Source organism: Enterobacter cloacae complex sp. 2022EL-00788 (assembly GCF_026627565.1).
Classification (GTDB): domain Bacteria; phylum Pseudomonadota; class Gammaproteobacteria; order Enterobacterales; family Enterobacteriaceae; genus Enterobacter; species Enterobacter pasteurii.
In genome coordinates this window covers 154,677-180,888 of sequence record NZ_JAPNMC010000004.1, presented here as the reverse complement: position 1 = coordinate 180,888, position 26,212 = coordinate 154,677, and the positions used below count along the sequence as shown (strand labels likewise).

Annotated in this window: 15 protein-coding genes; 12 read left to right on the top strand and 3 right to left on the bottom strand. The window is 59.5% G+C overall.

The features are described from left to right. Nucleotides 1-103 precede the first annotated feature (103 nt). Genes lsrA through lsrG form a run of 6 tightly spaced genes read left to right on the top strand, consistent with a single transcriptional unit; the run spans nucleotide 104 to nucleotide 5,789 of the window. Nucleotides 104-1,591, top strand: coding sequence for an autoinducer 2 ABC transporter ATP-binding protein LsrA (gene lsrA / locus OWK27_RS07740; RefSeq protein ID WP_267590248.1), 1,488 nt, complete (start codon nucleotides 104-106; stop codon nucleotides 1,589-1,591). Further along, nucleotides 1,588-2,619, top strand: a complete 1,032-nt coding sequence (gene lsrC, locus OWK27_RS07735; RefSeq protein ID WP_267590151.1) for an autoinducer 2 ABC transporter permease LsrC — start codon at nucleotides 1,588-1,590, stop codon at nucleotides 2,617-2,619. Before lsrA ends, lsrC begins: the two co-directional genes overlap by 4 nt. Beyond that, complete coding sequence (gene lsrD, locus OWK27_RS07730; RefSeq protein WP_193355039.1) at nucleotides 2,620-3,597, top strand: autoinducer 2 ABC transporter permease LsrD; 978 nt, start codon at nucleotides 2,620-2,622, stop codon at nucleotides 3,595-3,597. Between the two features lies 1 nt (nucleotide 3,598). Then, nucleotides 3,599-4,600 carry an autoinducer 2 ABC transporter substrate-binding protein LsrB gene (gene lsrB, locus OWK27_RS07725; protein ID WP_176609426.1) on the top strand — a complete coding sequence of 334 codons (1,002 nt, stop codon included), beginning with the start codon at nucleotides 3,599-3,601 and terminating at the stop codon, nucleotides 4,598-4,600. Nucleotides 4,601-4,611: 11 nt separating this feature from the next. Beyond that, the gene (gene lsrF, locus OWK27_RS07720) at nucleotides 4,612-5,499 is read left to right on the top strand and encodes a 3-hydroxy-5-phosphonooxypentane-2,4-dione thiolase (RefSeq protein ID WP_193355037.1); all 888 of its coding nucleotides are present in this window, start codon (nucleotides 4,612-4,614) and stop codon (nucleotides 5,497-5,499) included. Further along, nucleotides 5,496-5,789, top strand: coding sequence for a (4S)-4-hydroxy-5-phosphonooxypentane-2,3-dione isomerase (gene lsrG / locus OWK27_RS07715; RefSeq protein ID WP_148418392.1), 294 nt, complete (start codon nucleotides 5,496-5,498; stop codon nucleotides 5,787-5,789). The genes lsrF and lsrG overlap by 4 nt, the downstream gene beginning before the upstream one ends. Before the next feature lie 82 nt (nucleotides 5,790-5,871). Here lsrG and ygjG read toward each other — a convergent pair whose 3' ends face one another. Further along, nucleotides 5,872-7,251, bottom strand: coding sequence for a putrescine aminotransferase (gene ygjG / locus OWK27_RS07710; protein WP_176678680.1), 1,380 nt, complete (start codon nucleotides 7,249-7,251; stop codon nucleotides 5,872-5,874). Between the two features lie 433 nt (nucleotides 7,252-7,684). On the opposite strand from ygjG, the gene OWK27_RS07705 reads away from it, so the two are divergent. Together OWK27_RS07705 and OWK27_RS07700 are read left to right on the top strand one after the other, a co-directional pair. Beyond that, on the top strand, nucleotides 7,685-9,205 hold the full coding sequence (locus OWK27_RS07705) for a PAS domain-containing methyl-accepting chemotaxis protein (protein ID WP_176609429.1): 1,521 nt from the start codon (nucleotides 7,685-7,687) through the stop codon (nucleotides 9,203-9,205). 240 nt (nucleotides 9,206-9,445) lie between these two features. Continuing rightward, on the top strand, nucleotides 9,446-11,005 hold the full coding sequence (locus OWK27_RS07700; RefSeq protein ID WP_267590150.1) for a methyl-accepting chemotaxis protein: 1,560 nt from the start codon (nucleotides 9,446-9,448) through the stop codon (nucleotides 11,003-11,005). On the opposite strand, the gene OWK27_RS07695 is transcribed toward OWK27_RS07700, so the two are convergent. Beyond that, the gene (locus OWK27_RS07695) at nucleotides 11,002-11,496 is read right to left on the bottom strand and encodes a PadR family transcriptional regulator (protein WP_148418396.1); all 495 of its coding nucleotides are present in this window, start codon (nucleotides 11,494-11,496) and stop codon (nucleotides 11,002-11,004) included. The genes OWK27_RS07700 and OWK27_RS07695 overlap by 4 nt on opposite strands. Before the next feature lie 145 nt (nucleotides 11,497-11,641). On the opposite strand from OWK27_RS07695, the gene OWK27_RS07690 reads away from it, so the two are divergent. After that, the gene (locus OWK27_RS07690; protein ID WP_267590149.1) at nucleotides 11,642-12,406 is read left to right on the top strand and encodes a siderophore-interacting protein; all 765 of its coding nucleotides are present in this window, start codon (nucleotides 11,642-11,644) and stop codon (nucleotides 12,404-12,406) included. Here the strand turns inward: OWK27_RS07690 and OWK27_RS07685 are convergent, their stop codons facing one another. Continuing rightward, nucleotides 12,407-13,576, bottom strand: coding sequence for a DNA repair protein (locus tag OWK27_RS07685; RefSeq protein WP_176609433.1), 1,170 nt, complete (start codon nucleotides 13,574-13,576; stop codon nucleotides 12,407-12,409). It lies immediately after the preceding gene. 261 nt (nucleotides 13,577-13,837) lie between these two features. Here OWK27_RS07685 and OWK27_RS07680 point away from each other — a divergent pair, with 261 nt between their 5' ends. The 3 genes from OWK27_RS07680 to OWK27_RS07670 are packed head-to-tail and all read left to right on the top strand — an operon-like array spanning nucleotide 13,838 to nucleotide 25,971. Next, nucleotides 13,838-15,514 (top strand): ShlB/FhaC/HecB family hemolysin secretion/activation protein, encoded by a 1,677-nt coding sequence (locus OWK27_RS07680; RefSeq protein ID WP_148418399.1) that lies wholly within the window; start codon nucleotides 13,838-13,840, stop codon nucleotides 15,512-15,514. A gap of 12 nt (nucleotides 15,515-15,526) precedes the next feature. Further along, nucleotides 15,527-25,642 carry a hemagglutinin repeat-containing protein gene (locus OWK27_RS07675; protein WP_324291167.1) on the top strand — a complete coding sequence of 3,372 codons (10,116 nt, stop codon included), beginning with the start codon at nucleotides 15,527-15,529 and terminating at the stop codon, nucleotides 25,640-25,642. Next, on the top strand, nucleotides 25,639-25,971 hold the full coding sequence (locus OWK27_RS07670) for a hypothetical protein (RefSeq protein WP_047361260.1): 333 nt from the start codon (nucleotides 25,639-25,641) through the stop codon (nucleotides 25,969-25,971). The genes OWK27_RS07675 and OWK27_RS07670 overlap by 4 nt, the downstream gene beginning before the upstream one ends. The last annotated feature ends 241 nt before the right edge of the window (nucleotides 25,972-26,212 follow it).

Genomic DNA, 26,212 nt, shown 5'->3' with positions numbered 1-26,212 from the left:
ATCGATAAAACTGTGATCCCTGCACGGTTGTAAATATAGTTCACCGTCTACGCTTTTGAACATTATTAAATCTAAAAATCATTTGTTCAATAGCGGAGCGATGATGACACCACTTCTCGAGGCGCGGAATATCAGCAAGCAGTTCTCAGGCGTGCCGGTTCTGAAAGGCATTGATTTCACGCTGCTTGCGGGGCAGGTGCACGCGCTGATGGGCGGTAACGGCGCGGGAAAATCGACGCTGATGAAGATCGTCGCCGGGGTCGAAACGCCGGATCGGGGTGAACTGTCGGTCGCCGGTGAGTCTTTTGCACGGCTTACGCCCGCGCAGGCGCACGAGCTCGGCATTTACCTAGTGCCGCAGGAGCCGCTCCTGTTCCCCAACCTGACGGTGCGGGAAAACATCCTGTTCCGCCTGCCGCGCGGGCGCGATCGGGATAAACGCCTCGCCGCGAAGCTGGAACAGCTGCGGTGCCAGCTTAACCTCGACGCCGCTGCCAGCACCCTGGAGGTGGCGGATCAGCAGATGGTGGAGATCCTGCGCGGGCTGATGCGCAACGCGACGATCCTGATCCTCGATGAGCCTACGGCCTCCCTCACGCCCGGTGAAACCGAACGGCTCTTCTCCCAGATCCGCGCCCTGCAGGAGCACGGCGTTGGCATTGTCTTCATCTCGCACAAGCTGCCGGAAATCCGCATGCTGTCGAGCCACGTCTCGGTGATGCGCGACGGCGCGGTGGTGCTCAGCGGCGAAACCGCGCAGTTTGACGATAACGCCCTGATCGCCGCCATGACGCCGGTGGGGCGCGATAAATCCCTGAGCGATACGCAAAAGCTGTGGCTGGCGCTGCCGGGCAACCGCCGCACCCAGCCGCAGGATTTTCCGGTGCTGCGGGTTGAGGATCTCACCGGGGAAGGGTTTATCGATCTCAGCCTTGAGATCTACGCCGGGGAGATCGTCGGCCTCGCCGGGCTGGTGGGATCCGGGCGCACCGAGTTTGCGGAAACGCTTTACGGCCTGCGCCCCGCGCGCGGGGGCCGCGTCTGGCTGGAAAATCAGGATATCAGCCATGATGCCGTTTCGGCGCGGCTGGAGAAAGGGCTGGTCTATCTGCCGGAAGACAGGCAGGTGTCCGGCCTGTTCCTCGACGCGCCCGTCCGCTGGAACACCGTGGCGCTGAACGAGCCATCGATCTGGCAGCAGCGCGGGCGGGAGTCTGCGGTGGTGGAGCGCTATCACCGGGCGCTGGGGATCAGGCTCAACCACGCGGATCAGCCCGTGCGCACGCTCTCCGGCGGCAATCAGCAGAAGGTGCTGCTGGCGCGCTGCCTGGAGGCCAATCCTCTGTTGCTGATCGTCGATGAACCCACGCGCGGCGTGGACGTCTCGGCGCGCGCCGATATCTACCAGCTGCTCAAAAGCGTGGCGGCGCAGAACGTGGCGGTATTAATGATCTCAAGCGATCTTGATGAATTCCCCGGCCTCGCGGACCGCGTGCTGGTGATGCATCAGGGCGTACTCAGCGGTGAACTACCGCGCCACGCCGTCAGCCTCGACCGGATGATGGCGCTGGCGTTTGGAGGGCAGTCATGAAGATCTTACTGAAGAACCGCGAGCTGAGCGCCTTTCTCGCCATCCTTGCGCTGTTTGCCGTGCTGGTGGCGCTTAATCCGTCCTACTTCAGCCTGCAAACGCTGGGGATGATCTTCGCCAGCTCGCAAATCCTGATCCTGCTGGCAGCCGGCGCCGCGCTGGTGATGCTGACCCGCAATATTGACGTGTCAGTTGGCTCGATCGTCGGGCTCTCCGCCATCGCCGTTGGCGTGGCGCTGAACAGCGGCTACAGCCTGCCCGTTTCCATTCTCTTCGCGCTGTCGATTGGCGCGCTGGCGGGGGCGTTCAACGGCTTTCTGGTGGTGGGGTTGCGTATTCCGGCCATAGTCGCCACCCTCGGCACGCTGGGGCTGTACCGCGGGGCGATGCTCCTCTGGACCGGCGGAAAGTGGATTGAAGGGCTGCCGCCGGGGCTGAAATCCCTCTCTGAGCCAGCCGTCATCGGCGTTTCACCGCTCGGTATTGCGGTGATGCTTATTGTGGCCACCGGCGCATGGACGCTTTCGCGTACCGCCTTCGGGCGTGATTTCTACGCCGTGGGCGACAATCTCGCCGCCGCGCGGCAGCTGGGCGTGGCGGTCAACCGCACGCGGATGCTCGCCTTTACCCTCAACGGCATGCTGGCGGCCTGCGCCGGGATTGTGTTTGCCGCGCAGATTGGCTTTGTTCCCAACCAGACCGGCAGCGGGCTGGAGATGAAGGCCATCGCCGCCTGCGTGCTCGGGGGCATTTCGCTGCTGGGCGGCACCGGCACGCTGATCGGCGCCTTCCTCGGCGCGTTCTTCCTCACCCAAATCGACACCGTGCTGGTGCTGTTCAGGCTGCCGGCCTGGTGGAATGACTTTATCGCCGGGCTGGTGCTGCTGGGCGTGCTGGTGCTCGACGGGCGGCTGCGCCAGGCGCTCTCAAGACACCAGCGGGGGCTGAAGTACGGCCGCTTCCAGCCGGGTAATAAAGGGGGAAAGCACGTCGCTTCGTTTCCCGAACGCAAAAAAGAGGTGGCATAAATGAAGCTTAGCTGGGAAAGCGCGCTGCTGGTTTTGCTGGTGCTGGAGATCCTGCTTTTTGGGGCCATCAACCCGCGGATGCTCGACGTCAACATGCTGCTGTTCAGCACCAGCGATTTCATCTGCATCGGCATCGTGGCGCTGCCGCTGACGCTGGTGATTATCAGCGGCGGGATCGACATTTCGCTGGGCTCAACCATTGGCCTGTGCGCCATCGCGCTGGGGGTGATGATGCAGGCGGGGTGGCCGATGGCGCTCGCCGTTCCACTGACGCTGCTGCTCGGCCTGCTGTGCGGGCTGGTGAATGCGGCGCTGATCCACTACACCGGCATCAGCCCTCTGGTGATTACCCTCGGCACGCTCTACCTCTACGGCGGCGGGGCGCTGCTGCTCTCCGGCATGGCGGGCGCGACGGGCTACGAGGGCATCGGCGGCTTCCCGGACGGCTTCACCGCCTTCGCTAACCTCACGGTGCTGGGGCTGCCGATCCCGCTGGTGCTGTTCGCGGCGATCGCTCTCTTTTTCTGGCTGATAACCCACCGCGGGCGCTTTGGCCGGCATCTGTTTTTAATGGGCCAGAATCCGCGCGCGGCGCGCTACGCGGGGCTGTCGGTCAACGGCATGCCCTACGCCCTGTACGGCCTGGTGGGCGTGGCCTCTGCCATTGCCGCGCTGGTGATGGTCTCCTATTTCGGCTCCGCGCGCTCGGATCTGGGGCGCGATCTGCTGATGCCCGCGCTTACCGCCGCCGTGCTCGGCGGGGCGAATATCTACGGCGGGTCCGGTTCGGTTATCGGTACGGCGCTGGCGGCGCTGCTTGTGGGGTACCTGCAACAGGGTTTACAGATGGTCGGCATCCCCAACCAGGTGTCGAGCGCGCTGTCAGGGGCGCTGCTGGTTGTGGTGGTGATGGGACGTTCGCTGAGCCTGCACCGCGAATGGGTGCGATCTCTCTTTAGAAAACTATCCGGAGCGTAAGATGAAAACAAAACTGATAGTCCTGGCAATGGCCCTCAGCTTCGCCTCGGCGCAGGCGGCGGACCGCATTGCCTTTATCCCGAAGCTGGTGGGCGTGGGCTTCTTTACCAGCGGCGGCAACGGCGCGAAAGAGGCGGGGAAAGATCTTGGCGTGGACGTGACCTACGACGGCCCGACCGAGCCGAGCGTCTCCGGCCAGGTGCAGCTCATCAATAACTTCGTCAACCAGGGCTATAACGCCATTATCGTCTCCGCCGTATCGCCGGACGGGCTCTGCCCGGCGCTGAAGCGCGCGATGCAGCGCGGCGTCAAGGTCCTGACCTGGGATTCCGACACCAAACCGGAGTGCCGCAGCATTTACATCAACCAGGGCACGCCGGAACAGCTGGGCGGCCTGCTGGTGGAGATGGCGGGCAGGCAGGTCACCAAACCGAATGCCAAAGTGGCCTTTTTCTACTCCAGCCCCACCGTCACCGACCAGAACCAGTGGGTGAAGGAGGCGAAGGCTAAAATCGAAAAAGACCATCCCCAGTGGCAGGTCGTCACCACGCAGTTTGGCTATAACGACGCCACCAAGTCCCTGCAAACCGCCGAGGGGATCTTAAAAGCCTACCCGGATCTGGATGCCATCATCGCGCCGGACGCCAACGCGCTGCCAGCCGCCGCGCAGGCGGCGGAGAACCTGAAGCGGGAAGGGGTAGCGATCGTCGGCTTCAGTACGCCGAACGTGATGCGCCCGTACGTCGAGCGCGGCACGGTGAAAGCCTTCGGCCTGTGGGACGTGGTGCAGCAGGGCAAAATTGCGGTCAACGTCGCCGATCGTCTGCTGAAAAAAGGCGATCTTAACGTTGGCGACAGCGTGGAGGTCAAGGACATAGGCACGCTGAAGGTCGAGCCGAACAGCGTGCAGGGCTATCAGTATGAGGCGAAGGGCAACGGCATCGTGCTGCTGCCGGAGCGGGTGGTGTTCACTAAAGAGAACATCAGCAAATACGATTTCTGACGGGGGAGCACATGGCTGATTTAGACGACATTAAAGACGGCAAGGATTTTGGCATCGGCACGCCGCAGGTGAACGCGCCGTACACCCTGAAGGGCTGCGGCTCGCTGGACTGGGGCATGCAGTCCCGGCTGGCGCGCATCTTTAACCCGCAAAGCAACCGCACGGTAATGCTGGCCTTTGACCACGGCTACTTTCAGGGGCCGACCACCGGGCTTGAGCGTATCGATCTCTCTATCGCCCCGCTGTTTGGCGAAACCGACGTGCTGATGTGTACCCGCGGCATCCTCAGGAGCCAGGTACCCGCCGCCGCCAATAAGCCGGTGGTGCTGCGCGCCTCCGGCGGTAACTCGATTCTGGGCGAGCTGTCGAACGAGTGCGTAGCTGTGGCGATGGAGGACGCGCTGCGCCTGAACGTCTGCGCGGTCGCGGCGCAGGTCTACATCGGAAGCGAGTTTGAGCATCAGTCGATCGGCAACATCATCAAGCTGGTCGATGCGGGCGCGCGCTACGGTATGCCGACGCTGGCGGTGACGGGCGTGGGCAAGGAGATGGCGCGCGACGCGCGCTATTTCTCGCTCGCCAGCCGCATCGCCGCCGAAATGGGGGCGCAGATCGTCAAAACCTACTACGTGGACGAGGGGTTCGAAAAGGTGACCGCCAGCTGTCCGGTGCCGATTGTTATCGCGGGCGGCAAAAAGCTGCCGGAGCACGAGGCGCTGGAGATGTGCTGGCGCGCGATTGACCAGGGGGCATCCGGCGTGGACATGGGGCGCAACATCTTCCAGTCCAGCGCGCCGCTCGCCATGCTGAAGGCGGTGAAGAAAGTGGTTCACGAGAACATGAGCGCCCGGGAGGCGTTCCAGTTCTGGCAGGAAGAGAAACAGGGAGAAGCGAAATGAACGTGACGTTAGTGGAGATCAACATCAAGCCCGAACGGGTGGACGAGTTTCTCGAGGCGTTTCGCGCCAACCACGAGGGGGCGATCCGGGAGCCGGGAAACCTGCGTTTTGACGTATTGCAGGATCCGAGGGTGAAAACCCGTTTTTTTATCTACGAAGCCTATAAGGACGAAGAGGCGGTGCTGGCGCATAAGCAAACCCCGCACTATCTGGCCTGCGTGGATAAGCTTGAAGACCTGATGTCGGAGCCGCGCAAAAAACGCAGCTTTATCGGGCTGTTGCCGGAGTAGCGCTTTGCCCGGTGGCGCTGCGCTCACCGGGCGGTTGTATTGATTTTGTACGCCGGGTAAGCGTTAGCCACCCGGCGTTTTTTTACGCCTCTTCCACGCTCACGCGCAGCGCCGCCAGCGCTTTACGTGCCGCCTTCAGCACCTGCTCGCACTGCTCAACGGTCAGCGTTAGCGGCGGCTCAATGCGGATGGTTTTTGAGTTGTTGAGCGTGCCGGCCACCAGCACGCGCTGGCGGAACATCTCGCTCGCGAAGCTGTAGCCGATTTCGTTATCAACAAACTCAATGGCCATCAGCATTCCCTTACCGCGCGCCTCCTGTACCAGGTCCGGGTACTCCCGGCCCAGCTGGCGGAAGCCGTCCAGCAGCATGTCGCCTTTCTGCTCCGCCTGCGCGGGCAGGTTTTGCTCCAGCAGCACGTTGATGGTCGCCAGTGCGGCCGCACAGGCCAGCGGGTTACCGCCAAAGGTGGTGGTATGCAGGAACGGGTTGTCGAACAGCACCGAGAACACCTCTTCTGTAGCAACCGTCGCGCCAATCGGCATCACGCCGCCGCCCAGCGCTTTCGCCAGGCACAGAATGTCCGGCTGCACGTTCTCGTGCTCGCAGGCGAACATCTTGCCGGTGCGCCCCATGCCGGTCTGCACTTCGTCGAAGATCAGCAGCGCGCCGAACTCGTCGCACAGCTGACGCACGGCGGGCAGATAGCCCTGCGGCGGCAGGATCACGCCGCCTTCACCCTGAATCGGCTCCAGGATCACCGCCGCCACGTCGTCGCCGGTTTTACGGCATTCGCTCAGCACCGTGCGCATGGCGTTTATGTCGCCAAACGGCACATGGCGGAAGCCCGGCAGCAGCGGCATAAACGGTTTGCGGAAGGTGGATTTGGCGGTCGCCGACAGCGCGCCCAGGGATTTCCCGTGGAACGCGCCGCTGGTGGCGATAAAGGTGAATTTCCCGCGCGGCGACTGATACGCTTTGGCGAGCTTGAGCGCGGCCTCAACCGACTCGGTGCCGCTGTTGCAGAAGAAGCTGTATTTCAGCTTGCCGGGCGTGAGCGCCGCCAGCGTTTTCGCGAGCATGGCGCGAAGCGGGTCGAGCAGCTCCTGGCTGTGAAGAGGTTGTTTCGCAAGTTGATTCTGTACGGCGGAAACCACTGCTGGATTACGGTGCCCCACGTTGAAAATACCGAAACCACCCAGGCAATCGATAAATTCCTGTCCCTGGGTGTCGACAAGCGTGTTCAGACTTCCCGCTTGCCACTCTACGGCTCCGTAATCCCCGCCGGCGGTAACAGATTTGCGATACTCAAGAAAACCAGGATTGACGTGCTCCTTAAAGTAATCAATGACCTCTCGGTTAAGTTGTTTCATCTCCTCATGATCGAGCGTTTGCTTCTCAATGAGATTCAGTGCGTGCGCGGTACAGGCAAGAGCCGAGGCGCTGGAAGGTAACCTGTTCAAAATATGCTCCCGGGGATCGCGTATCACATGATACTGAGTTAAGTATTGCAGGGATTACGCCACCTCAGATGCCTTAACAAAAATCGGGATAAACGCCAGGTTAAATTAATGTTGCGCAAAATTTAATCATGCCATTGCGCGCCGGACGGGATAAGGGATAGCGAGCCGGAGACGGGGCAGGGGCTGCGTTTCGTCAACTGCACCGGCGTGGGGCAGAGGATGCGACTTAAGGGTGCGCTACGGGATCATGCTTTAGGAGTAGTTTCTACGCGAAAGTATTTTAAATCAATTAATTAGAAAAGCGTACGAAAAGTGCGGTTTAACCAAGATTTGCGATCTCAATCATATTTAACAACTAAAGATAAATTTTTTATCGCCGAAAAAACATAAGCCACAAAATTAACATTCAAATAACCTGCAAGGGATGCTCACTATGTCCTCTCCTGACTATGTCACCCAGAATGAATACCCGCTGGACGATGACACCACGCTTATGTCGACGACCGACCTCCACAGCTACATGACCCACACCAACGACACCTTTGTGCAGGTAAGCGGCTTTACGCTCCAGGAGCTGCTCGGGCAGCCGCACAACATCGTGCGCCACCCGGATATGCCCAAAGCGGCCTTTGCCGACATGTGGTATACGCTGCAAAAGGGCGAACCCTGGAGCGGGATCGTCAAAAACCGGCGTAAAAATGGCGATCATTACTGGGTCCGCGCGAATGCGGTACCGATGGTGCGTAACGGCCAGATGACGGGCTACATGTCGATTCGTACCCGCGCCACGGAGGACGAGATTGCGTCCGTGGAGCCGCTTTATAAGGCGCTCAACGAAGGGCGCTGTAAAAAACGCATTCATAAAGGGCTGGTGGTGCGCAGGGGCTGGCTCGGCAAGGTGCCGTCAATGCCGCTGCGCTGGCGCGTGCGAAGCGTAATGGCGGCGCTTTTTGCGGTGATGGCCGGGACCCTGGCTGCCAGCGCTGCGGGCTGGGCTTCGCTCGGGGCTGCTGCCGTGGTGATGCTGCTTGGCACCGTGCTGTTTGAGCAACAGATTGTCCGTCCGGTTGAAAACGTGGCGCGACAGGCGCTGAAGGTCGCTACCGGCGAGCAAAACAGCGTTCAGCACCTTAACCGTAGCGACGAGCTGGGCCTGACGCTGCGTGCCGTCGGGCAGCTGGGGCTGATGTGCCGCTGGCTGATCAACGACGTGTCCAGCCAGGTGGTGAGCGTGCGTGACGGCAGCGACAGGCTGGCGCAGGGCAATGAAGATCTCAACGACCGCACGCGTCAGACCGTGGCTAACGTGCAGCAGACCGTGGCAACGATGAACCAGATGGCGGCGTCGGTGCAGAGTAACTCAGAGACCGCGGCCGAAGTCGATAAGCTGTCAGTAGCCGCCAGCAGCGCGGCCACGCAGGGCGGCACCGTGATGCAGACCGTGGTGAAAACCATGGATGACATTGCCGACAGTACCCAGCGCATTGGCTCTATTACCTCCCTTATCAACGACATCGCCTTCCAGACCAATATTCTGGCGCTGAACGCAGCGGTTGAGGCGGCACGCGCGGGCGAGCAGGGCAAAGGCTTTGCGGTGGTTGCCGGGGAGGTGCGTCATCTTGCCAGCCGCAGCGCAAACGCGGCTAACGATATCCGCAAGCTGATCGACGCCAGCGCCAGCAAGGTGCAGTCGGGGGCCGATCAGGTGCACGCCGCGGGGCGCACCATGGACGATATCGTCGAGCAGGTGAAAAACGTCACGCAGCTTATCGCGCAGATCAGCCACTCTACGTCCGAGCAGGCGACGGGGCTGTCAGAGCTGACCCGCGCCGTGGCCGAGCTGGACAGCATTACCCAGAAAAACGCAGACCTGGTCGAAGAGAGCGCCCATATCTCCGCGATGGTGAAACACCGGGCCGGACGCCTGGAAGATGCGGTCACCGTGCTGCATTAAGTCAATTTATCCGTCGATAAAGCCGTTTATTCCACCGGGAATACGCGGCTTTTTTCATTTCTGAAAAGCAGAGTTGTTAAGGAAATATTAAATAACTAAAAAAAGCGCCATTCTTTTTTTATTTCATCATCCAGGTTTTACGGCCTGTAAAAATAAAAAAACGATCAAAGTCATAAAGTTAGGTGGTTCTTTACCGATAACAGCGATCGTCTGAGAAATAATCACATCGATGGAGTAAATATGTTTATACATGACGTAAAGATCGGCACGAAATTATTTCTGGCGTTTGGGTTATTTATTGTCCTGATGGTTGTTAGCGCAAGTTTGTCTCTGCTGAGCCTGAATCGGGCAAACAACGGAATGCAGGCCATCATTTCGAGCGACTATCCCACCACCGTAAAAGCCAACCAGCTAATCGACAATTTCCAGGAATTTATAGGTACACAACAGCTCATGCTGCTGGACGAGCAGGGGACGTATACGGCGCAATCGCAGCAGCGTCTTAAGGCCATCAGCGAGCGCATCACCGCGATCCTGAGCGAACTTGACGGCGCTCTTACGGATAAGCAATCCCGACAGGTGCTGGAGGAAATTCACAACGTACGCCAGCAGTACCTGGACTCGCGCTACCGCATCTTACAGGCCGTGCAGAATAACGATCGCGCGGGCGCAATTCACGAGATGATGTCCAGCACCCTGAGCCTGCAGCAGTCCTACAAAGCGAAAGTGCAGGCGCTGATCGCAATCCAGGACCGTGAAATGCAGGGCGCGGGGGCGCAGGTGGAAGAGGATTTCCACACCAACCGCCTGCTGCTGATCCTGATTACCCTTTTCAGCGTCGCGGCGGCCAGCCTGATTGGCTGGTTCATTGTGCGATCCATTACCCGCCCGCTGAACGATGCGGTGCATTTTGCGGAAGCCATTGCCGATGGCGATCTCACGGGCAGCATTACCTCGCACGGTAAAGACGAAACCGGCCTGCTGCTCGCGGCGCTGATGGAGATGAAAACGCGCCTGCTGGAAATTGTGCAGCAGGTGCAGACCGGCTCGGAAAACATCTCCAGCGCCGCCGCGCAGATTGTCGCCGGCAACCAGGATCTGGCCGCGCGCACGGAGGAGCAGGCCAGTTCCGTTGAACAGACGGCCGCCTCGATGGAGCAAATCACCGCCACGGTGAAGAACACCGCGTCGCACACCGGGGAAGCGACCACGCTTTCGGCAGACGCCGCCGCGGTGGTGAAAAACAACGGCGAGATGATGAAGCAGGTCACCAGCAAAATGCGCCTGATAAACGAAACGTCGAACCGGATGTCCGACATTATCGACCTGATCGACGCCATTGCCTTCCAGACCAATATTCTGGCGCTGAACGCGGCGGTGGAAGCGGCGCGCGCGGGCGAACACGGCCGTGGCTTTGCGGTGGTGGCGGGCGAAGTGCGCCAGCTGGCCCAGAAAAGCGCGACATCCGCGAGCGAAATCCGCCAGCTGATCGAAAGCTCGACAAGCCAGACGCAGGACGGCATGAACCTGGTTGAGAAGGCCAGCGGGCTTATCAACGGGATGGTGGGCAACGTGGAGGAGATGGACGTCATTCTGCGCGAAATTCGCCAGGCCAGCCATGAACAGACGGAAGGCATCTCGCAGATCAACAGCGCGATTGGCCTGATAGACTCCACCACTCAGCAGAACTCGGCGCTGGTGGAGGAGTCCGTTGCGGCGGCGGCATCGCTGAACGAGCAGGCGATGCACCTGAAGGAGCTGGTACGCGTCTTCCGCGTGAGCGAGCACGCGCCGGCTTAATCCAGCTGGGAGATCTCCAGCGCCGCGCGGTCAATCACGCCGATTATCTGCTTAAGCTGCGCGTCGCTGAGCTCTCCCTGGTTTACCTTCAGATCCAGTACCGCTTTGAAGTTATCCAGCGCCCGCTTCATCTGCGGGTTTTTGCGCAGCTGGAAACCCACCGAGCGGGCCTTGATTCGCGCCTGAATCTGCGCCAGCTGTTCCCGGTTTTCATCCAGCCACTGCTGCCCGGCGGCGTTAATCGCAATCCGCTTCCGGCCACCCTCTTCTTCGGTAATGGTGATAAGCGCCTGATCCTGTAAATAGTCCAGCGTCGGGTAGATCACGCCAGGGCTTGGCGTGTAATGGCCCTGCGTCAGGTTCTCAATCGCCTTAATCAGCTCGTAGCCGTGGCTCGCGCCGTGCGTCAGAATATCCAGAATGACCAGCCGCAAATCGCCATGACCAAAAAATCGTGGCCGACGTCCGCCCCCTTCGTGCTCGTGTCGCATGCTTTTTCCTCAATTTGATATATCTAAACTATATCTTAGATATATTCAGATGCAATCTAAAAGATCTTGCTTTCTGGGTGAAAAGCAATCATTATCATTAAAAACTGATTTAGATATATCGTATTCACCTGAGAAGGGCATCAACATGGCATCTACCCGTTACCCTCAGCGCGTCCGCAACGACCTGCGCTTTCGCGAGCTGAACGTGCTCCGCGCTGAACGAATCGGCGCAGGGTTCCAGCGCATTGTTTTAGGCGGCGAGGCGCTGGAGGGCTTTAGCTCTCGCGGCTTCGACGACCATATCAAAGTCTTTTTCCCGGCACCGGGCACGGCCTTCGTGCCGCCTGTCGTTACGGATGAAGGCATCGACTGGGGCGACGGATTGCGCCCGCAGGCCCGCGACTATACGCCGCTGTACGATGCTGAAAATCACGAGCTGGCGCTCGATTACTTCATTCATGATGGCGGCATCGCCAGCAGCTGGGCGCTGGAGGCGAAGCCCGGCGATAAGCTGACCATCGGCGGTCCGCGCGGATCGCTGGTGGTGCCGGAAGATTATGCCTGGCAGCTGTACGTGTGCGACGAGTCCGGCATGCCCGCGCTGCGCCGCCGCCTGGAAGGCATCGCAAAGCTGCCGGTGCGCCCGGAGATCCACGCCGTCGTTACCGTGGGCGATGCGTCATTCAGGGACTATCTGGCACACCTGAGCGGGTTCAACATCACCTGGGCAATCGGCCACGACGAGCAGGCGGTGGCGGAGCATCTGGCCGCGCTGACCGTGCCGGAAGAGGATTACTTTATCTGGCTGACCGGGGAAGGAAAGGTGGTAAAACGCCTGAGCAGCCAGTTTGAAACCAACGCGATTGATCCGCAGCTGGTGCGTGCCAGCGCGTACTGGCACGCCAAATAATCAGGCTGCGGGATCCAGCCGCGCTTCGCTCACCTGAAGTTCGAGCGAGGCGCGGACGTCGTGCAGCGCTTTCTCCTGCTGGGCAAAATAGGCTTCCATATTGCTGAGCGACGAAACCAGCAGCCAGGATTCCTCCTTCTCAAGCTCGGCCAGCTCGTTCACTAAGGTGTCGATTTGCTCACGCACCTGCGTCATCTTTTTGCGGATGCGCTCCAGGTCGTTCAGCCTGTCGCTCGCCATCAGCGGCTCAAAGCCCTGCTGCAGACGGGCGACCAGCGAGCGAATGGCTTTGACGTCGCCGCGCTGTTTGGCCTGGTTGAGCTGGACCATCATCGCGTTGGCTTCCTCTTTTAAATCGTCCGCAACCAGGTCCGGGTGGCAAAGCTTGCTCGCCTGGCGCCACAGGCGCTTAAGCTCGCTCCGATCTTCTTCTGAAAGATTTTTGCCTTTACGCAGCCGCACTTCGGCATCGTGGTGCTGCTCGCGATACTTCTCATACTCGTCGCTGGCCTCGTCGCGCGCCTGACGCGCCGGCTCTTCCTCACGCGTTAAGCCGCTCTCCAGCTCCAGCGCTTCGGCCAGCAGGGTGGCAATCAGATGATTTTGCTGCTGAAGCTGCTTGCGTGCCTCCGCCGCCTGAACGGAATCCGCCGGTAGCTCGCGCCAGCGCTGGGTGAGCGTCGACAGTACCTCCACGGCCTGCGCCATGTAGCGCTGGCAGCGGCGGTAATCTTCTGCCCTGCGGCGCGCCTCCGCCTGCTGGCGCCGCAGGTTCAGCTCCGCGAGCGTTTTGCGCAGGGCGAGGATCTGCTGCATCAGCGGCCCGAGGCGGGAGAAATAGAGGTCGTTAAACTCATCAAGCTGCTGCACCCGGGCGTTACGCCGGTCAATCAGATCGCGCAGACGCTCTTCCAGGGCTTTCAGCTCCAGCTTGCTGGCCGCCAGCTGCGGGTCGCGCCACTGCGTCACGGCGCGCTGGCGTTGCAGCCAGTCGGTGATGGCGCGCAGGGCCGCGGTGTAATTTTTTTGCTCAAGCGCCACGACGATGGCCAGCAGATCTTCGTCAAACGCTTCGTCTTTAAGGCGTTTCAGCTGGCTCAGGATGATGTCGTCATCTTCCAGCTCAATGGCATTTTTAATGATTTCTAGCCGTTTAATCGGTGTGCTCATGATGCCTTTCGCTATGGCGCTTAAGTAGTTGAGATAAGGTTAATTGTTGTAAACGCTACGGGAAATAATACACATGGATGATGATCGGCGCGACGGGGGATTTCTTTAATAGTGCCCCAGATTTAACCCTGCAAAATTCTGAAAATGCGCCAGAAATATCCTTATTCTCTTTATTGATATTTACACTATTTACTTTTTGAAATAAGTTGCTCGTTTTTTAACAGTCAAGTCTGAAACCGGACTTTGAGCGGAGAGTAAATAGTGTTAGGGAAAACATCAGCACGCACCCTGCTGGCTGCCATCCTGCTGCTGGCGCCAGGCATCGCACTCGCCGCCCTGCTGTCACCGGCCGACCGCAATACCATTCAGCAGCAACAGCAGCAGCTGCTGGACGAGAACCAGCGTCAGCGCGAAGCGCTGGAGCGCAGCGTGGTATTACCGCGTCCCGTCAGGCCAGACGATACCTCTGCGTCAAAGGGGCCGTGCTTCTTCATCAGCCGCATCGAGCTGTCTGGCGCAACCCTGCTTTCGCCTTCTGCTAAAAAGCGGCTGGTCGCGCCGTGGCTGAATCAGTGCCTTGATATTGCCCGCCTTAACACCCTGACCAACGCCGTGTCGGACTGGTACATCAGCCGGGGCTATATCACCAGCCGCGCGTTTCTGACCGAGCAGGATCTCTCCGGCGGCGTTCTCCGGCTGGCGGTTCTGGAAGGCAAGCTCCAGCAAATACGCCTTGAAGGCGTTCCGGCGCGCACCCTGACGATGACCTTCCCCGGCCTTGAAGGCAAGATCCTCAACCTGCGCGATATCGAGCAGGGCATGGAGCAGCTCAACCGGGTGCGCCAGAGGCCGGTTGAAATTGAAATTTTGCCCGGCGACAGGCAGGGCTACTCTGTCGTCAATTTGACGGCTTCGCCAGAGTTCCCGCTAAGCGGATCGGCCAGCTTCGATAACAGCGGGCAAAAGAGCACCGGTACCGGTCAGCTCAGCGGCGCGCTGTACGGCAATAACCTGCTGGGTCTGGCGGATAAGTGGTTTGTCAGCGGCGGGCGCAGCAGTGATTTTTCGAACAGCCACGATGCGCAAAATTTTGCAGCCGGTATCAGCGTGCCCTACGGCTACGGGCTGCTGGACTACAGCTACAGCTGGAGCAACTACCTCAGCACAATCGATAATAATGGCTATCTCTGGCGTTCGACGGGGGATACCGAAACCCACCGGCTGAACGGCTCCTGGGTGCTGTTCCGCAATGGCGATATCAAAACCGGCGTGTCGGCGGGCATCACGCACCGCATCAACCATAACTACCTCGACGATGTTCTGCTGGCCACCAGCAGCCGCAAGCTCTCCAGCTTCTCACTGGGTCTTAACCACACGCAAAAAATCGCCTCGGGCGTGGCGACCCTGAACCCGACCTTCACTCAGGGGGTACCGTGGTTTGGCGCAGAAGACGATAACGACAAGCATGGCGATGTCCCGAAAGCCGAATTTCGTAAATGGAGCGTGAACGGCAGCTTCCAGCGCCCCGTGGCGGACAGGCTGTGGTGGCTGACCAGCGTCTACTTCCAGTGGTCGCCGGACCGCCTGTACGGCAGCGAGCGGCTGACGCTGGGCGGCGAAGCCTCCGTGCGCGGCTTTAAGGAGCAGTATATTTCCGGCGATAACGGCGGCTACTGGCGAAACGAGCTTAATTATTCGCTCTTTACGCTGCCGTGGGTGGGCGACGTTGGCGTGCTGGCCGCGCTCGACGGCGGCTGGCTGAAGAAGGACGGTTTTGACCGATATGCCTCCGGCACCCTTTGGGGGACCGCGCTGGGCATCACCACGGCTAACCGATGGTTAACCAGCCAGTTTAGCGTGGGTACCCCCGTGGATTATCCGGACTGGCTGGCGCCGGATCGCCTCACGATCTATTACCGCGTATCAGTGGCTTTCTAAGGGACAGGGATGATGAAACAGGATCAGGTTCGTTTTTCGCAGCGCGCGCTGAGCGCCTTACTGAGCGTGCTGCTGGCAACGCAGCCGCTGCTGCCCGCGATGGCCGCAACCATCACCCCGTCCGGCAACACGCAGATGGACAGGGCGGCCAACGGCGTGCCGGTGGTGAATATTGCCACGCCGAATCAGTCCGGTATTTCCCATAACAAGTACAACGATTACAACGTCGGGAAAGAGGGGCTGATCCTCAATAACGCCACCGGGCAGCTCAACCAGACCCAGCTTGGCGGAATCATTCAGAATAACCCCAACCTGAAAGCCGGGCAGGAAGCCAAAGGCATCATCAACGAAGTCACCGGGACTAACCGCTCGAATTTGCAGGGCTATACCGAAGTGGCGGGCAAGGCGGCCAACGTCATTGTGGCGAACCCCTACGGCATTACCTGTAACGGCTGCGGGTTTATCAACACGCCAAACGCGACGCTCACTACGGGTAAGCCGGTGCTCGATGCCGGCGGTAAGCTGCAATCGCTTGACGTGACCAAAGGCGCCGTCACCATCGAGGGTGCCGGGCTGGACGGCAGCCAGAGCGATGCGGTATCAATCATTTCTCGCGCCACCGAGATTAATGCCCGGCTGCATGCGAAAGCGTTAACGGTTATCGCCGGGGCAAACCGCGTGGCGGCGGATGGCAGCGTGAGCGGGCTGAAAGGTGAAGGTGAAGCGCCAAGGGTCGCCGTAGACACCGGTGCGCTGGGCGGTATGTACGCCAACCGCATTCGTCTTGTCTCAAGCGAAAAGGGGCTGGGCGTTAACCTTGGCAACCTGAACGCGCGCCAGGGCGATATTGCGCTCAACAGCGCCGGAAAAGTGGTGCTTAAAAACACCCTTGCCAGCGGCAGCACCACGGTTACCGCGTCGGAGGTGACGTTAAGCGGCGACCATAAAGCGGGTGGCGACATCAATGTTTCCGGCCAGCAGGCCGTGACGCTCGCTCAGGCCCGTCTTGCCGCCGATAAAAACCTCCAGTTAACCACCAGCGGCACGCTGGCGCAGAACGGCGGGTCGTTCATGGCGGCAGGTGACGCGACGCTTGCGGCAAAAAGCCTTACCCAGAGCGCAGATGCTCAGGCGGGCGCCGGCCGTCACCTTGCCGTGAACAGTGCTGAAAACGCGGTGCTTAACGGCTCTGCCGCCGCAGGCCAGCGGCTGTCGGTTAAGGGCGGCGAGCTGGTGCAGCGCGGAAATCTCAGTGCCTCAGAGATTGCGCTCAGCGGTAAAACGCTGACGCAGGAGATCAGCAGCACAACCAGCGCCAGCGGAAATATCACGCTTACCACGTCCGGCCATAGCCAGCTGAACGGCAGCAATGCCGCCGGACGATCCCTCGCCGTCAGCGCGGGCAGCCTCGCCAACCACGGCACGCTTGCAGCCGTTGCGGATAACCGGATTAACACCGGCACGTTCAGCAATACCGGCACCGTTCAGGGTAACGGCCTGACGGTTGCAGGCACCGATATCGCCAGTACCGGCACGCTGAGCAGCGCCTCCACGCTGGACATTACTGCCCGCAATATCACCCTTTCCGGCGACACCGGCGCGAAGGGCAAAACTACTGTGACCGCGAGCGGTAAGCTGGACAACGGCGGCAACCTTCTCAGCGACGACGCGCTTACGCTGAAGGCGGCGCAGATCGTCAACCGCGGCACGCTCTCCGGCACTCGGGGGCTCAGCGCCTCAGCAGGAACATTTACCGCCAGCGAACGGTCGGTTACCCACAGCGATGGGGATCTGACGCTGAACAATACCGATACCGCGCTTGCCGGTGAAACCAGCGCCGGCGGCACCGTAACCGTGCTGGGTGACAGCCTGAAAACCGCTGCCACCGCGCAGACGCAGGGCAGGAACGTCAGCGTGGACGTACAGCGCGCGCAGCTTGAGGGAACTCAGGCCGCGAAAGACAACCTGATCCTCAGGGCTACTGGCAGCCTCAGCCACGCGGGGAAATCGTCGGCGTCAGGGCTTAAGGCTGACGTCGGACATCTCGACAACAGCGGAACCCTGACGGCCTCCTCCCTTACAATTGACGGCGCTGACGTCATTAACGGTGGCCTGATCCACGCCGAAAAAACGCTTTCACTGGTCACCCGCCTGCTGGATAACCGCAGCAGCGGGGTGCTGTACAGCCCGGCGGCGCTGTCGCTTTCGCTCCCTGAACTGAAAAACGCCGGCATTATCACCAGCGACGCCGCGCTTTCCCTGTCCGGTGCAGCCCTGACCAACAGCGGCGAGCTGAGCGGCGCTTCACTTCTCGTTGACTACGACGCGCTGAATAACGCCGCGGGTGGTCTGCTGCTGGCTCAGGGGACAAACCGCATCACCGCGCGGTCTGTGTCCAGCGCGGGCAGCATCGTGGGCAGCACGCTGGCCCTGAATGCCGGGCGCCTCGAAAGTGCCGGTCTGTTACAGGGCGATACCGGCCTGTCCCTGACTGCCGAAGAGATGGATTTACTGGCAGGCTCCCGCACGCTCGCTGCCGGGGATCTCAGCCTTTCAGGCACCACGCTCACCACCGCAGGCCAGCTGCAGGGAGAGAACGTCAGCCTCCGCGGGCGTGACTGGAATAACAGCGGAAGTACACTCGCCACCGGCTCGCTTGACGTCTCGGCCAGCGGAACGCTCAGCAATACCGGCGATCTGATGAGCCAGGGCGCCACCACGCTGAATGCCGTCAATACCGTGAATAACGGCAGCCTGCTGTCGGCGGGCGATCTCTCGCTCGCGGGAAATACGCTGCGCAACAGCGGTACGGTTCAGGGAAACCGGGTATCCGCTCATCAGGACAGCATCACGAACAGCGGAACGATTACCGGGATTGCCGCCCTGACGCTGGCAGCCCGCCTGGAGATGGCGGCGCCGCTGCTGTCGCTGGTCAATGACGCGTCGGGATCGTTGCTGTCAGCGGGCGACGTGTCCGTGACCGGCGGCGATCTGCGCAACGCGGGGCAATGGCAGGGGAAACGGGTATTTATTGATGCGCAGACGCTTACGAACGGCGGTGCGATCCAGGCGGCAGATTCACTGGATGCGCACATCAGCGGCACCCTTACCGGCACGGCCGGGAGCAAAATTACCTCCAATGGCGAACTGGCGCTCTCAGCGCTGACGCTGGCAAACAGCGGACAGTGGATTGCGAAGCACCTCGCGCTCCAGGCCGGTTCGCTGGCCAACGGCGGCGAAATTACCGGTGTCGATGCGCTGTCTGTCGCCATGAAACAGGATCTGAACAATCTGGCCGGTGGGAAACTGCTGAGCGCAGGCGCGCTGACGCTTGATGCGGGCAGTACGACCAACGCCGGGCAAATCCAGGGGAAAGCGGCCGCCGTTACCGCCGGGCAACTTATCAACAGCGGGCGGCTTCAGGGTGAAGGCCTGACCCTGAACGCCGCCGGGACGCTGAGCAATACCGCCGGCGGCGTGCTGCTGAGTGAGAAGGCGCTGAAGGTGTCGGCTGCCACGCTGAATAATCAGGGGACGATACAGGGCGGTGGTGAGTCCGCGGTGAAAGCCACCACCCGCGTGCAGAACGACGGCAAGGTACTCTCCGGTGGCAGCCTCACGCTGACCGCGCCGGAGCTTACGAACGGCAGCAGCGGGCTGGTACAGGCGGTGAGGCTGCTGCTGGATGTGGTGAATGCGGTGAATGGCGGGAATATCCTTGCAACCGGAAACGCCGAACTGCGCGGCAGCACGCTTGATAACAGCGGCACGCTTCAGGGTGCGGGTTTGCAGGCAAATTACCAAAACGTTACCAACAGCGGAACGGTATTTGGCGCCACTTCGCTTACGGTAAACGGTGACGCCCTTGATAATACCGGGAGCGGTAAGCTCTACAGCGGGGATAATTTGCTGCTGGACGTGCGTAATTACAGCGGCAGTGGTGCTGTGGTTTCCCTGGGCGACGCCACGCTGAAACTGATTAACGCGTTCGCTAACACCGGCACCCTGGCAGCAGGTAAAACGCTGTCTGTCTCATCGCAGAATGCCATGACGAACAGCGGCGTAATGCAGGGCAATGTTATTGCCCTCAGTGCGGGCGGCGCGTTCACGAACAGCGGTACGCTCACCGCCGGAAACGGCAGCAGTACCTTCAGCGCGCAGAGCCTGCTCCTCAACGCGTCCGGCTCGCTTCAGGCGGGCGGAGATGTGCAGCTTACCTCACGTGAAAATATCACCGTTAACGGCTTCACCGGCACGGCGGGCAGTCTGACGATGACGGCCGCCGGTACGCTGCTTAACACAGCGCTGATTTATGCGGGTAGCAACCTGATGTTGTTTGCCGACCGCATCCATAACAGCTGGGGGGATATTCTGGCGGGTGACAGTCTTTGGATGCAGAAAAACACCTCCGGCATAGCGAATACGGAGATTATTAATACCTCCGGGAACATCGAAACCCTTCGGGGCGATATCACCATGAAGACCGGACAGCTGCTGAACGAGCGGGATGGTTTTTTTGCAAACACAACGACCACCAGTAACCCTTCAGCCATTAGCGGAATGGGCGGCGTTACCATTGAGGTACCGCTTTCTCTGATGCCTGACGGTAGTTATGGCTATTTCATCCGTGAAGTTGAAAATCAGCACGGCACGCCCTGCAACGGTCATGGCGCGTGTAACATCACGATCGATAAGCTTTACTACTACGCACCGTTTGCTGAAAACGCGACGCAGCATTTTCTGAACAGCCAGACCGTCACAACGGTGATCGGCGGTGACAATCCCGCCGGGCGTATTGCCGCAGGCAAAAACCTGACGGCTCAGGCCGGAGTGCTGGAAAACAGGGCCAGTTCCATCCTGGCAAATGGGGATATAACCCTCACGGGTAACCATTTGAATAACCAGAGCTGGCAGACGGGCACAGACAATACGTATCTGGTCTACCGCTATGACCCAAAAGGAACGTACTGGAACGGAAATTATGCGACCGGCAAGCTCGAGGAGTTAGGGCCACGACTCCCGGATTTTGAAAATGACACCATAAAATTTACGCTGGATGGACAGGCAAAAGACTTTACGCCTGGCGAAACGTATTATTCGACGATCGTGGCTGGTGGCAACGTGGATCTCAGCTTTGCCAGCACCATTAATAATGGAACCACCACAGCCCATGCCGGAAGTTTTAGCCCTGAAATAGCGCCACCCGAACTGAATACGTTAAGTCAGCAGAATATCAGTGGCGCACTGACGAAGACGGAACTGCTGGACGCGGGATCCGTAGCGATCGATTCCCCTCAGTGGCGTGATGCGGTGAACGACGCCCTGAAAGACATCTCCGGCGGTTCATCACTTTCCGATCAAAACGGCAGCAACGGTAACTACCCGCTACCGTCCGGCAATAGCGGCTATTTCGTGCCGTCCACCGATCCCGACAGCCCGTATCTGATTACGGTAAACCCGAAGCTTGATGACCTCGGCAATATGGACGACAGCCTGTTTGACGGACTGTATGGCCTGCTCGGCATCAAGCCCGGCGATGCACCGCGTGAAACCAACAGCGCGTACACCGATCGGAACCAGTTCCTCGGCTCGGCCTATTTCCTCGACAGGCTCGGCCTGAACCCGGATCGCGACTACCGCTTCCTCGGCGACGCGGTGTTTGATACCCGCTACGTCAGCAACGCGATTCTGAACCAGACCGGCAGCCGCTATATCAACGGCATCGGCTCCGATCTCGATCAGATGCGCTACCTGATGGACAGCGCCGCAGAGCAACAGAAAACGCTGGGGCTGAAATTTGGCGTGGCGCTCACGGCGGATCAGGTTGCCGCGCTTGACCACAGCCTGCTGTGGTGGGAAGCGGCAACCATCAACGGCCAGACGGTGATGATCCCGAAAGTGTACCTGTCGCCGAAGGATGTCACCGTTCACAGCGGCAGCGTCATCAGCGGCAATAACGTCCAGCTGGCGGGCGGCAACGTCATCAACAGCGGCAGTACGATCGTGGCGCAGAATGGCCTGTCCATTGACAGCAGCAACAGCCTGAGCAACCTCAACGCCGGACTGCTGAGCGCAGGCGGCGGGCTGAACCTGAGCGCGCTGGGGGACATCAACAACATCGGCTCCACCATCAGCGGTAAAACGGTAGGGCTGGAGAGCGTCACGGGCAGCATTAACAACGTTACCCGCGCGCAGCAGTGGAACGTCGATGCGGGTAATGTGCATTTCGGTGGCACGGATGTGGGCAGGGCGGCCTCTATCACCGCCACCGACGGGCTGACGATGCGCGCCGGACAGGATATCAAAGTGACCGGCGCAAACGTGTCGGCGGGCGGCAGCCTGGCCATGGCGGCGGGGAATGATATCAACATCACCGCCAACGAGATTGCGACGAGCGAGGGACGTGCCGGGCGCAACCGCGCGACAACGGAGACGGCGTCCGTCACGCATCAGGGCAGCACCCTGAGCGCTGGCGATGACCTCACCCTGCAGGCAGGTAACGATGTGAATGCCCGTGCGGCAGCAATGGCTGCGGAAGGCGATGTGGGGATTCAGGCCGGTCGGGACGTGAACCTGCTGGCGGAAGCCAGCTCGCAGAGCGCGAGCCGCCGTGAGAAGAAAAAAACCGTTATCGACGAATCCGTACGCCAGCAGGGAACGGAGATTGCCAGCGGCGGCAACACCACGATCCTTGCAGGGCGTGACGTGACCGCGCAGGCGGCTGACGTGACGGCGCAGGGCGATATCGGCGTGGCGGCAGGCCGCGACGTGAACCTGACGACGGCAACGGAGAGCGATTACCACTTCCAGGAGCAGACGAAGACCAAAAAAGGGTTCCTCAGCAAAAAGACCACCCACACCATCGAGGAAGACAGCGCGACGCGGGAGAAGGGAGCGCTGCTGAGCGGCGACAACGTGACGGTGTCGGCGGGTAACAACCTGCGGGTGTTAGGTTCGGCGGTCGCCGGAGACGGCGACGTGGCCCTGTCCGCAGGCAACAACGTGGACATCGTGGCGGCCACCAACACCGACACCTCCTGGCGCTTTAAGGAGACCAAAAAGTCCGGCCTGATGGGCACGGGCGGCATCGGCTTTACCATCGGCAGCAGCAAAACCACCCACGATCTTCGCGAGCAGGGCACGACCCAGAGCGAGAGCTTCAGCACCGTCGGCTCGACGGGCGGCAGCGTCAGCATTTCGGCAGGCAAACAGGCGCATATCGGCGGGGCGGATATCATTGCGCAGAAGGATATCAGCCTCACCGGCGACAGCGTGGTGATTGAGCCGGGGCATGATAAACGTACCCTCGATGAAAAATTTGAGCAGAAGAGCAGCGGACTGACGGTGGCGCTGTCGGGGGCGGCGGGGAGCGCGGTGAATAATGCGGTCACCACGGCACGCGACGCGAAAGGCGAGAGCGATGACCGCCTTGCGGCGCTGAAGGCTACCAAAGCGGCACTGTCAGGCGTACAGGCGTCGCAGGGGGCGGAAATGGCGCAGATTAACGGCGATCCCAACAGCGGTATCGGCGTTAGCGTTTCGCTCTCCTCGCAGAAATCGAAATCCGAGCAACACATGCAGAGTGACACGGTTGCGGGCAGTACGCTGAACGCCGGGAATAATCTGTCCATTACCGCGACCGGAAAAGGGAAAGGTGATAACAGCGGCGACATCCTTATCGGCGGCAGCCAGCTGAAGGCGGGCGGCGACACCGCGCTTGCCGCAGCAAACGATATTGTGCTGGGCGGCGCGGCCAGCACGCAGCAGACAACAGGAAAGAACAGCAGCAGCGGTGGCGGTGCAGGCGTCAGCATTGGCGGCGGGAAGAGCGGTTACGGCATCGGCGTGTTTGCGAATGTGAATGCCGCGAAAGGCAGTGAAAAGGGTGACGGTACGGCCTGGACGGAAACGACGCTCGACAGCGGCGGGACGGTCTCCATGTCCAGCGGTCGGGACGCTATTCTGAACGGCGCGCAGGTGAGCGGCGATAAAATCGTTGCCGATATCGGACGCGACCTGTGGATGAGCAGCCAGCAGGACAGCAACGATTATAAATCGACGCAGAACAGCACGGCGGCAGGCGGCAGCTTCTCGTTCGGCAGCATGACGGGGTCCGGCTATATCAGCGCCAGCCAGGACAAAATGAAGAGCACGTATGACTCGGTGCAGGAGCAGACAGGGCTCTTCGCGGGCGATGGCGGCTTTGATGTGACGGTGGGACGCCACACGCAGCTTGACGGTGCGGTGATTGCCTCGACGGCGACGGCTGACAAAAACAGTCTCGATACGGGAACGCTGGGCTTCCGGGATATCCACAACGAGGCGGATTATAAGGTCAGCCACAGCGGTATCAGCCTCAGCGGCGGCGGTGACTTTGGCGGCGACGCATTCAAGGGCAACATGCCGGGCGGTGTGGTATCGGCAGCGGGCAGCAGCGGTCATGCGGAAGGCACGACGCAGGCGGCGGTGGGCGAGGGTAACATCACCATCCGTGATACCGCAAACCAGCAGCAGGATGTGGCTAACCTGAGCCGTGACACAGAACACGCAAACGACAGCATCAGCCCGATATTTGACAAGGAGAAGGAGCAGCAGCGTCTTGCGCAGGTGAGTGCCATCAGTGATATCGGCGGGCAGGTGGCAGACATCGCCAGAACGCAGGGCGAGCTGAATGCGCTGGAGGAAGCGCGTAAGGCGCACCCTGACCTGACGGTTGAGCAGCTGAAGGAGACGCAGACATATCGCGACGAGCAGGCGAAGTTTGGTACGGGCAGTACCATTCAGCGTAGCATTCAGGCGGCAACGGCTGCGCTTCAGGGGCTGGCGGGCGGAGACCTGACTGCTGCACTGGCGGGGGCCTCGGCGCCGGAGCTGGCGCATCTGCTGAAATCGACGGAGGGCAATCCGGCGGTCAACACCATCGCGCACGCGATACTGGGCGGCGCGGTTGCGGCCTTGCAGGGGAACAGTGCAGCGGCGGGTGCGGCCGGTGCGGCTACGGGGGAACTGGCTGCGCGTGCAATCATGGAGGCGATGTATCCGGGCAAAGCGGTGAGTGACCTGAGCGAGGAGCAGAAGCAGACGGTCAGCACACTGGCGACGATATCGGCGGGGATGGCCGGAGGAATAGCAGGAGACAGCACGGCTTCAGCGGCTGCGGGGGCGCAGGGCGGGAAGAATGCGGTTGAGAATAATGCGCTAAGTGCCGATCAGATTGACAGTTTTGCGGCAAGGGCGAGAGGGTGTGAGACTCGTGGCGACTGCAAACAGGTCGTCAAGGAGATGGAAGATCTCAGCCTGAAGCAACAGCAGGAAATGATCGCTGTCTGTGCAACAAACCCGGTGGCCTGTAAAGAGAAATATGGAGATATACCTGCTAACGGAATGCTGGTACGAGAAGCTATAGATCGCGTGTTAGGTGCAGATGTGCCGTCTGCAATGAAGAACGATATGTCCTCGTTGCTAGCGCAACAGATCGAAGCAGAAGGTGTTGTTACCAGTACTGAGTTTGCCAGCCAGTTACAGAGTCGTTATGGTATCGACAAGCAACAGGCTGAAATTCTTGCTGTGGCTGCGCTTGGGGCTGTAACCGGAGGGATGAGTAAAGGCGGGAAACCAGCCGCGGGAACAGAAGGAAAAAACATTGTCATTGTTGACTCCGGTAAGAAAGGGGCTTGGAACAAGACCTTAAATAAACCTGAGCCGAATACGGTTTATAAGGTTGATGGTAACAAGACCTATCATACTGATGAACTTAGCAGACCAAGTGACATTAAAGCCACCCTCGAGTTATCAAAAAATGATCGCAATACATATCAGCAATGTGTTGGTGGGAAATGCGGTAATCCTGGCGATGAGGGCGGTCATTTAGTAGCCAGTATTTTTGGTGGACCTGGAGAAAGATTAAATATAGTTCCTATGGATGGGAATCTAAACAAAGGCGTTTGGAAACAGATGGAAAATAGCTGGGCGAAAGATCTTAAAGCGGGTAAAAAGGTTGATGTGCAAATACAACCCATCTATGCTGACAACAGCAAGCGGCCCAGCAGTTTTAATGTGACTTATTCTGTTGATAATGGAAGGCCAACTCGTGTAAACATTGACAACGCTCCAGGAGGCAAAAAATGAGTCTAGATGATGAAATATACAAAGAAATCGGACAGTTGCTTTATAACTCGGCTCCTGGTGATGCAAAGTTAGTCATAATGGAAGCAGAGCTATCTCCGGAAGGCGATAGCTGCCATTTTAATTATGATTATATTAACGAGAAAAACGAAAAAAATTGGTTTTTACCTGAGGATGGGGTAACGGATCAAAGATTAAGGGAGTTATTGGTTTTACTTAGAAGGTTTTTTATAGAGAATTTTAAATCAAAAGAAAAACCGTTTTGGCATGGTTGTATAGCTAAGCTTGATATACCGAAATCAGAGATAACTATCGATTTTAAATACAACTGATGAAAGGATTCCGGAGAGTTGCTTGTACACTGCACATCACTGGTGTACAAGCTCTTTCCGGCAGCCTACGTCACATCGGAAAAAGTTATTGTTGAGAATAACTCGCTGAGCCAGGATAAGATCTTTGGCATAACCCGATGCTGAAGATAGGTATTGAAGGGGCTGATGGCGATCCGCCGAAAGGCTGTGGTGGGATAGCTAAAGGTGAAAAACGTTCAGTTAGTTCCCTGCAAGGGACGAA

What these genes read in the sequence shown, in the direction of transcription:
- OWK27_RS07690 (WP_267590149.1), top strand. Translation starts at nt 11,642, where the DNA reads ATGGCATCTACCCGTTACCCTCAGCGCGTCCGCAACGACCTGCGCTTT.
- lsrF (WP_193355037.1), top strand. Translation starts at nt 4,612, where the DNA reads ATGGCTGATTTAGACGACATTAAAGACGGCAAGGATTTTGGCATCGGC.
- OWK27_RS07675 (WP_324291167.1), top strand. Translation starts at nt 15,527, where the DNA reads ATGAAACAGGATCAGGTTCGTTTTTCGCAGCGCGCGCTGAGCGCCTTA.
- OWK27_RS07700 (WP_267590150.1), top strand. Translation starts at nt 9,446, where the DNA reads ATGTTTATACATGACGTAAAGATCGGCACGAAATTATTTCTGGCGTTT.
- OWK27_RS07685 (WP_176609433.1), bottom strand. Translation starts at nt 13,576, where the DNA reads ATGAGCACACCGATTAAACGGCTAGAAATCATTAAAAATGCCATTGAG.
- lsrG (WP_148418392.1), top strand. Translation starts at nt 5,496, where the DNA reads ATGAACGTGACGTTAGTGGAGATCAACATCAAGCCCGAACGGGTGGAC.
- lsrC (WP_267590151.1), top strand. Translation starts at nt 1,588, where the DNA reads ATGAAGATCTTACTGAAGAACCGCGAGCTGAGCGCCTTTCTCGCCATC.
- lsrA (WP_267590248.1), top strand. Translation starts at nt 104, where the DNA reads ATGACACCACTTCTCGAGGCGCGGAATATCAGCAAGCAGTTCTCAGGC.
- lsrB (WP_176609426.1), top strand. Translation starts at nt 3,599, where the DNA reads ATGAAAACAAAACTGATAGTCCTGGCAATGGCCCTCAGCTTCGCCTCG.
- OWK27_RS07670 (WP_047361260.1), top strand. Translation starts at nt 25,639, where the DNA reads ATGAGTCTAGATGATGAAATATACAAAGAAATCGGACAGTTGCTTTAT.
- OWK27_RS07705 (WP_176609429.1), top strand. Translation starts at nt 7,685, where the DNA reads ATGTCCTCTCCTGACTATGTCACCCAGAATGAATACCCGCTGGACGAT.
- lsrD (WP_193355039.1), top strand. Translation starts at nt 2,620, where the DNA reads ATGAAGCTTAGCTGGGAAAGCGCGCTGCTGGTTTTGCTGGTGCTGGAG.
- OWK27_RS07695 (WP_148418396.1), bottom strand. Translation starts at nt 11,496, where the DNA reads ATGCGACACGAGCACGAAGGGGGCGGACGTCGGCCACGATTTTTTGGT.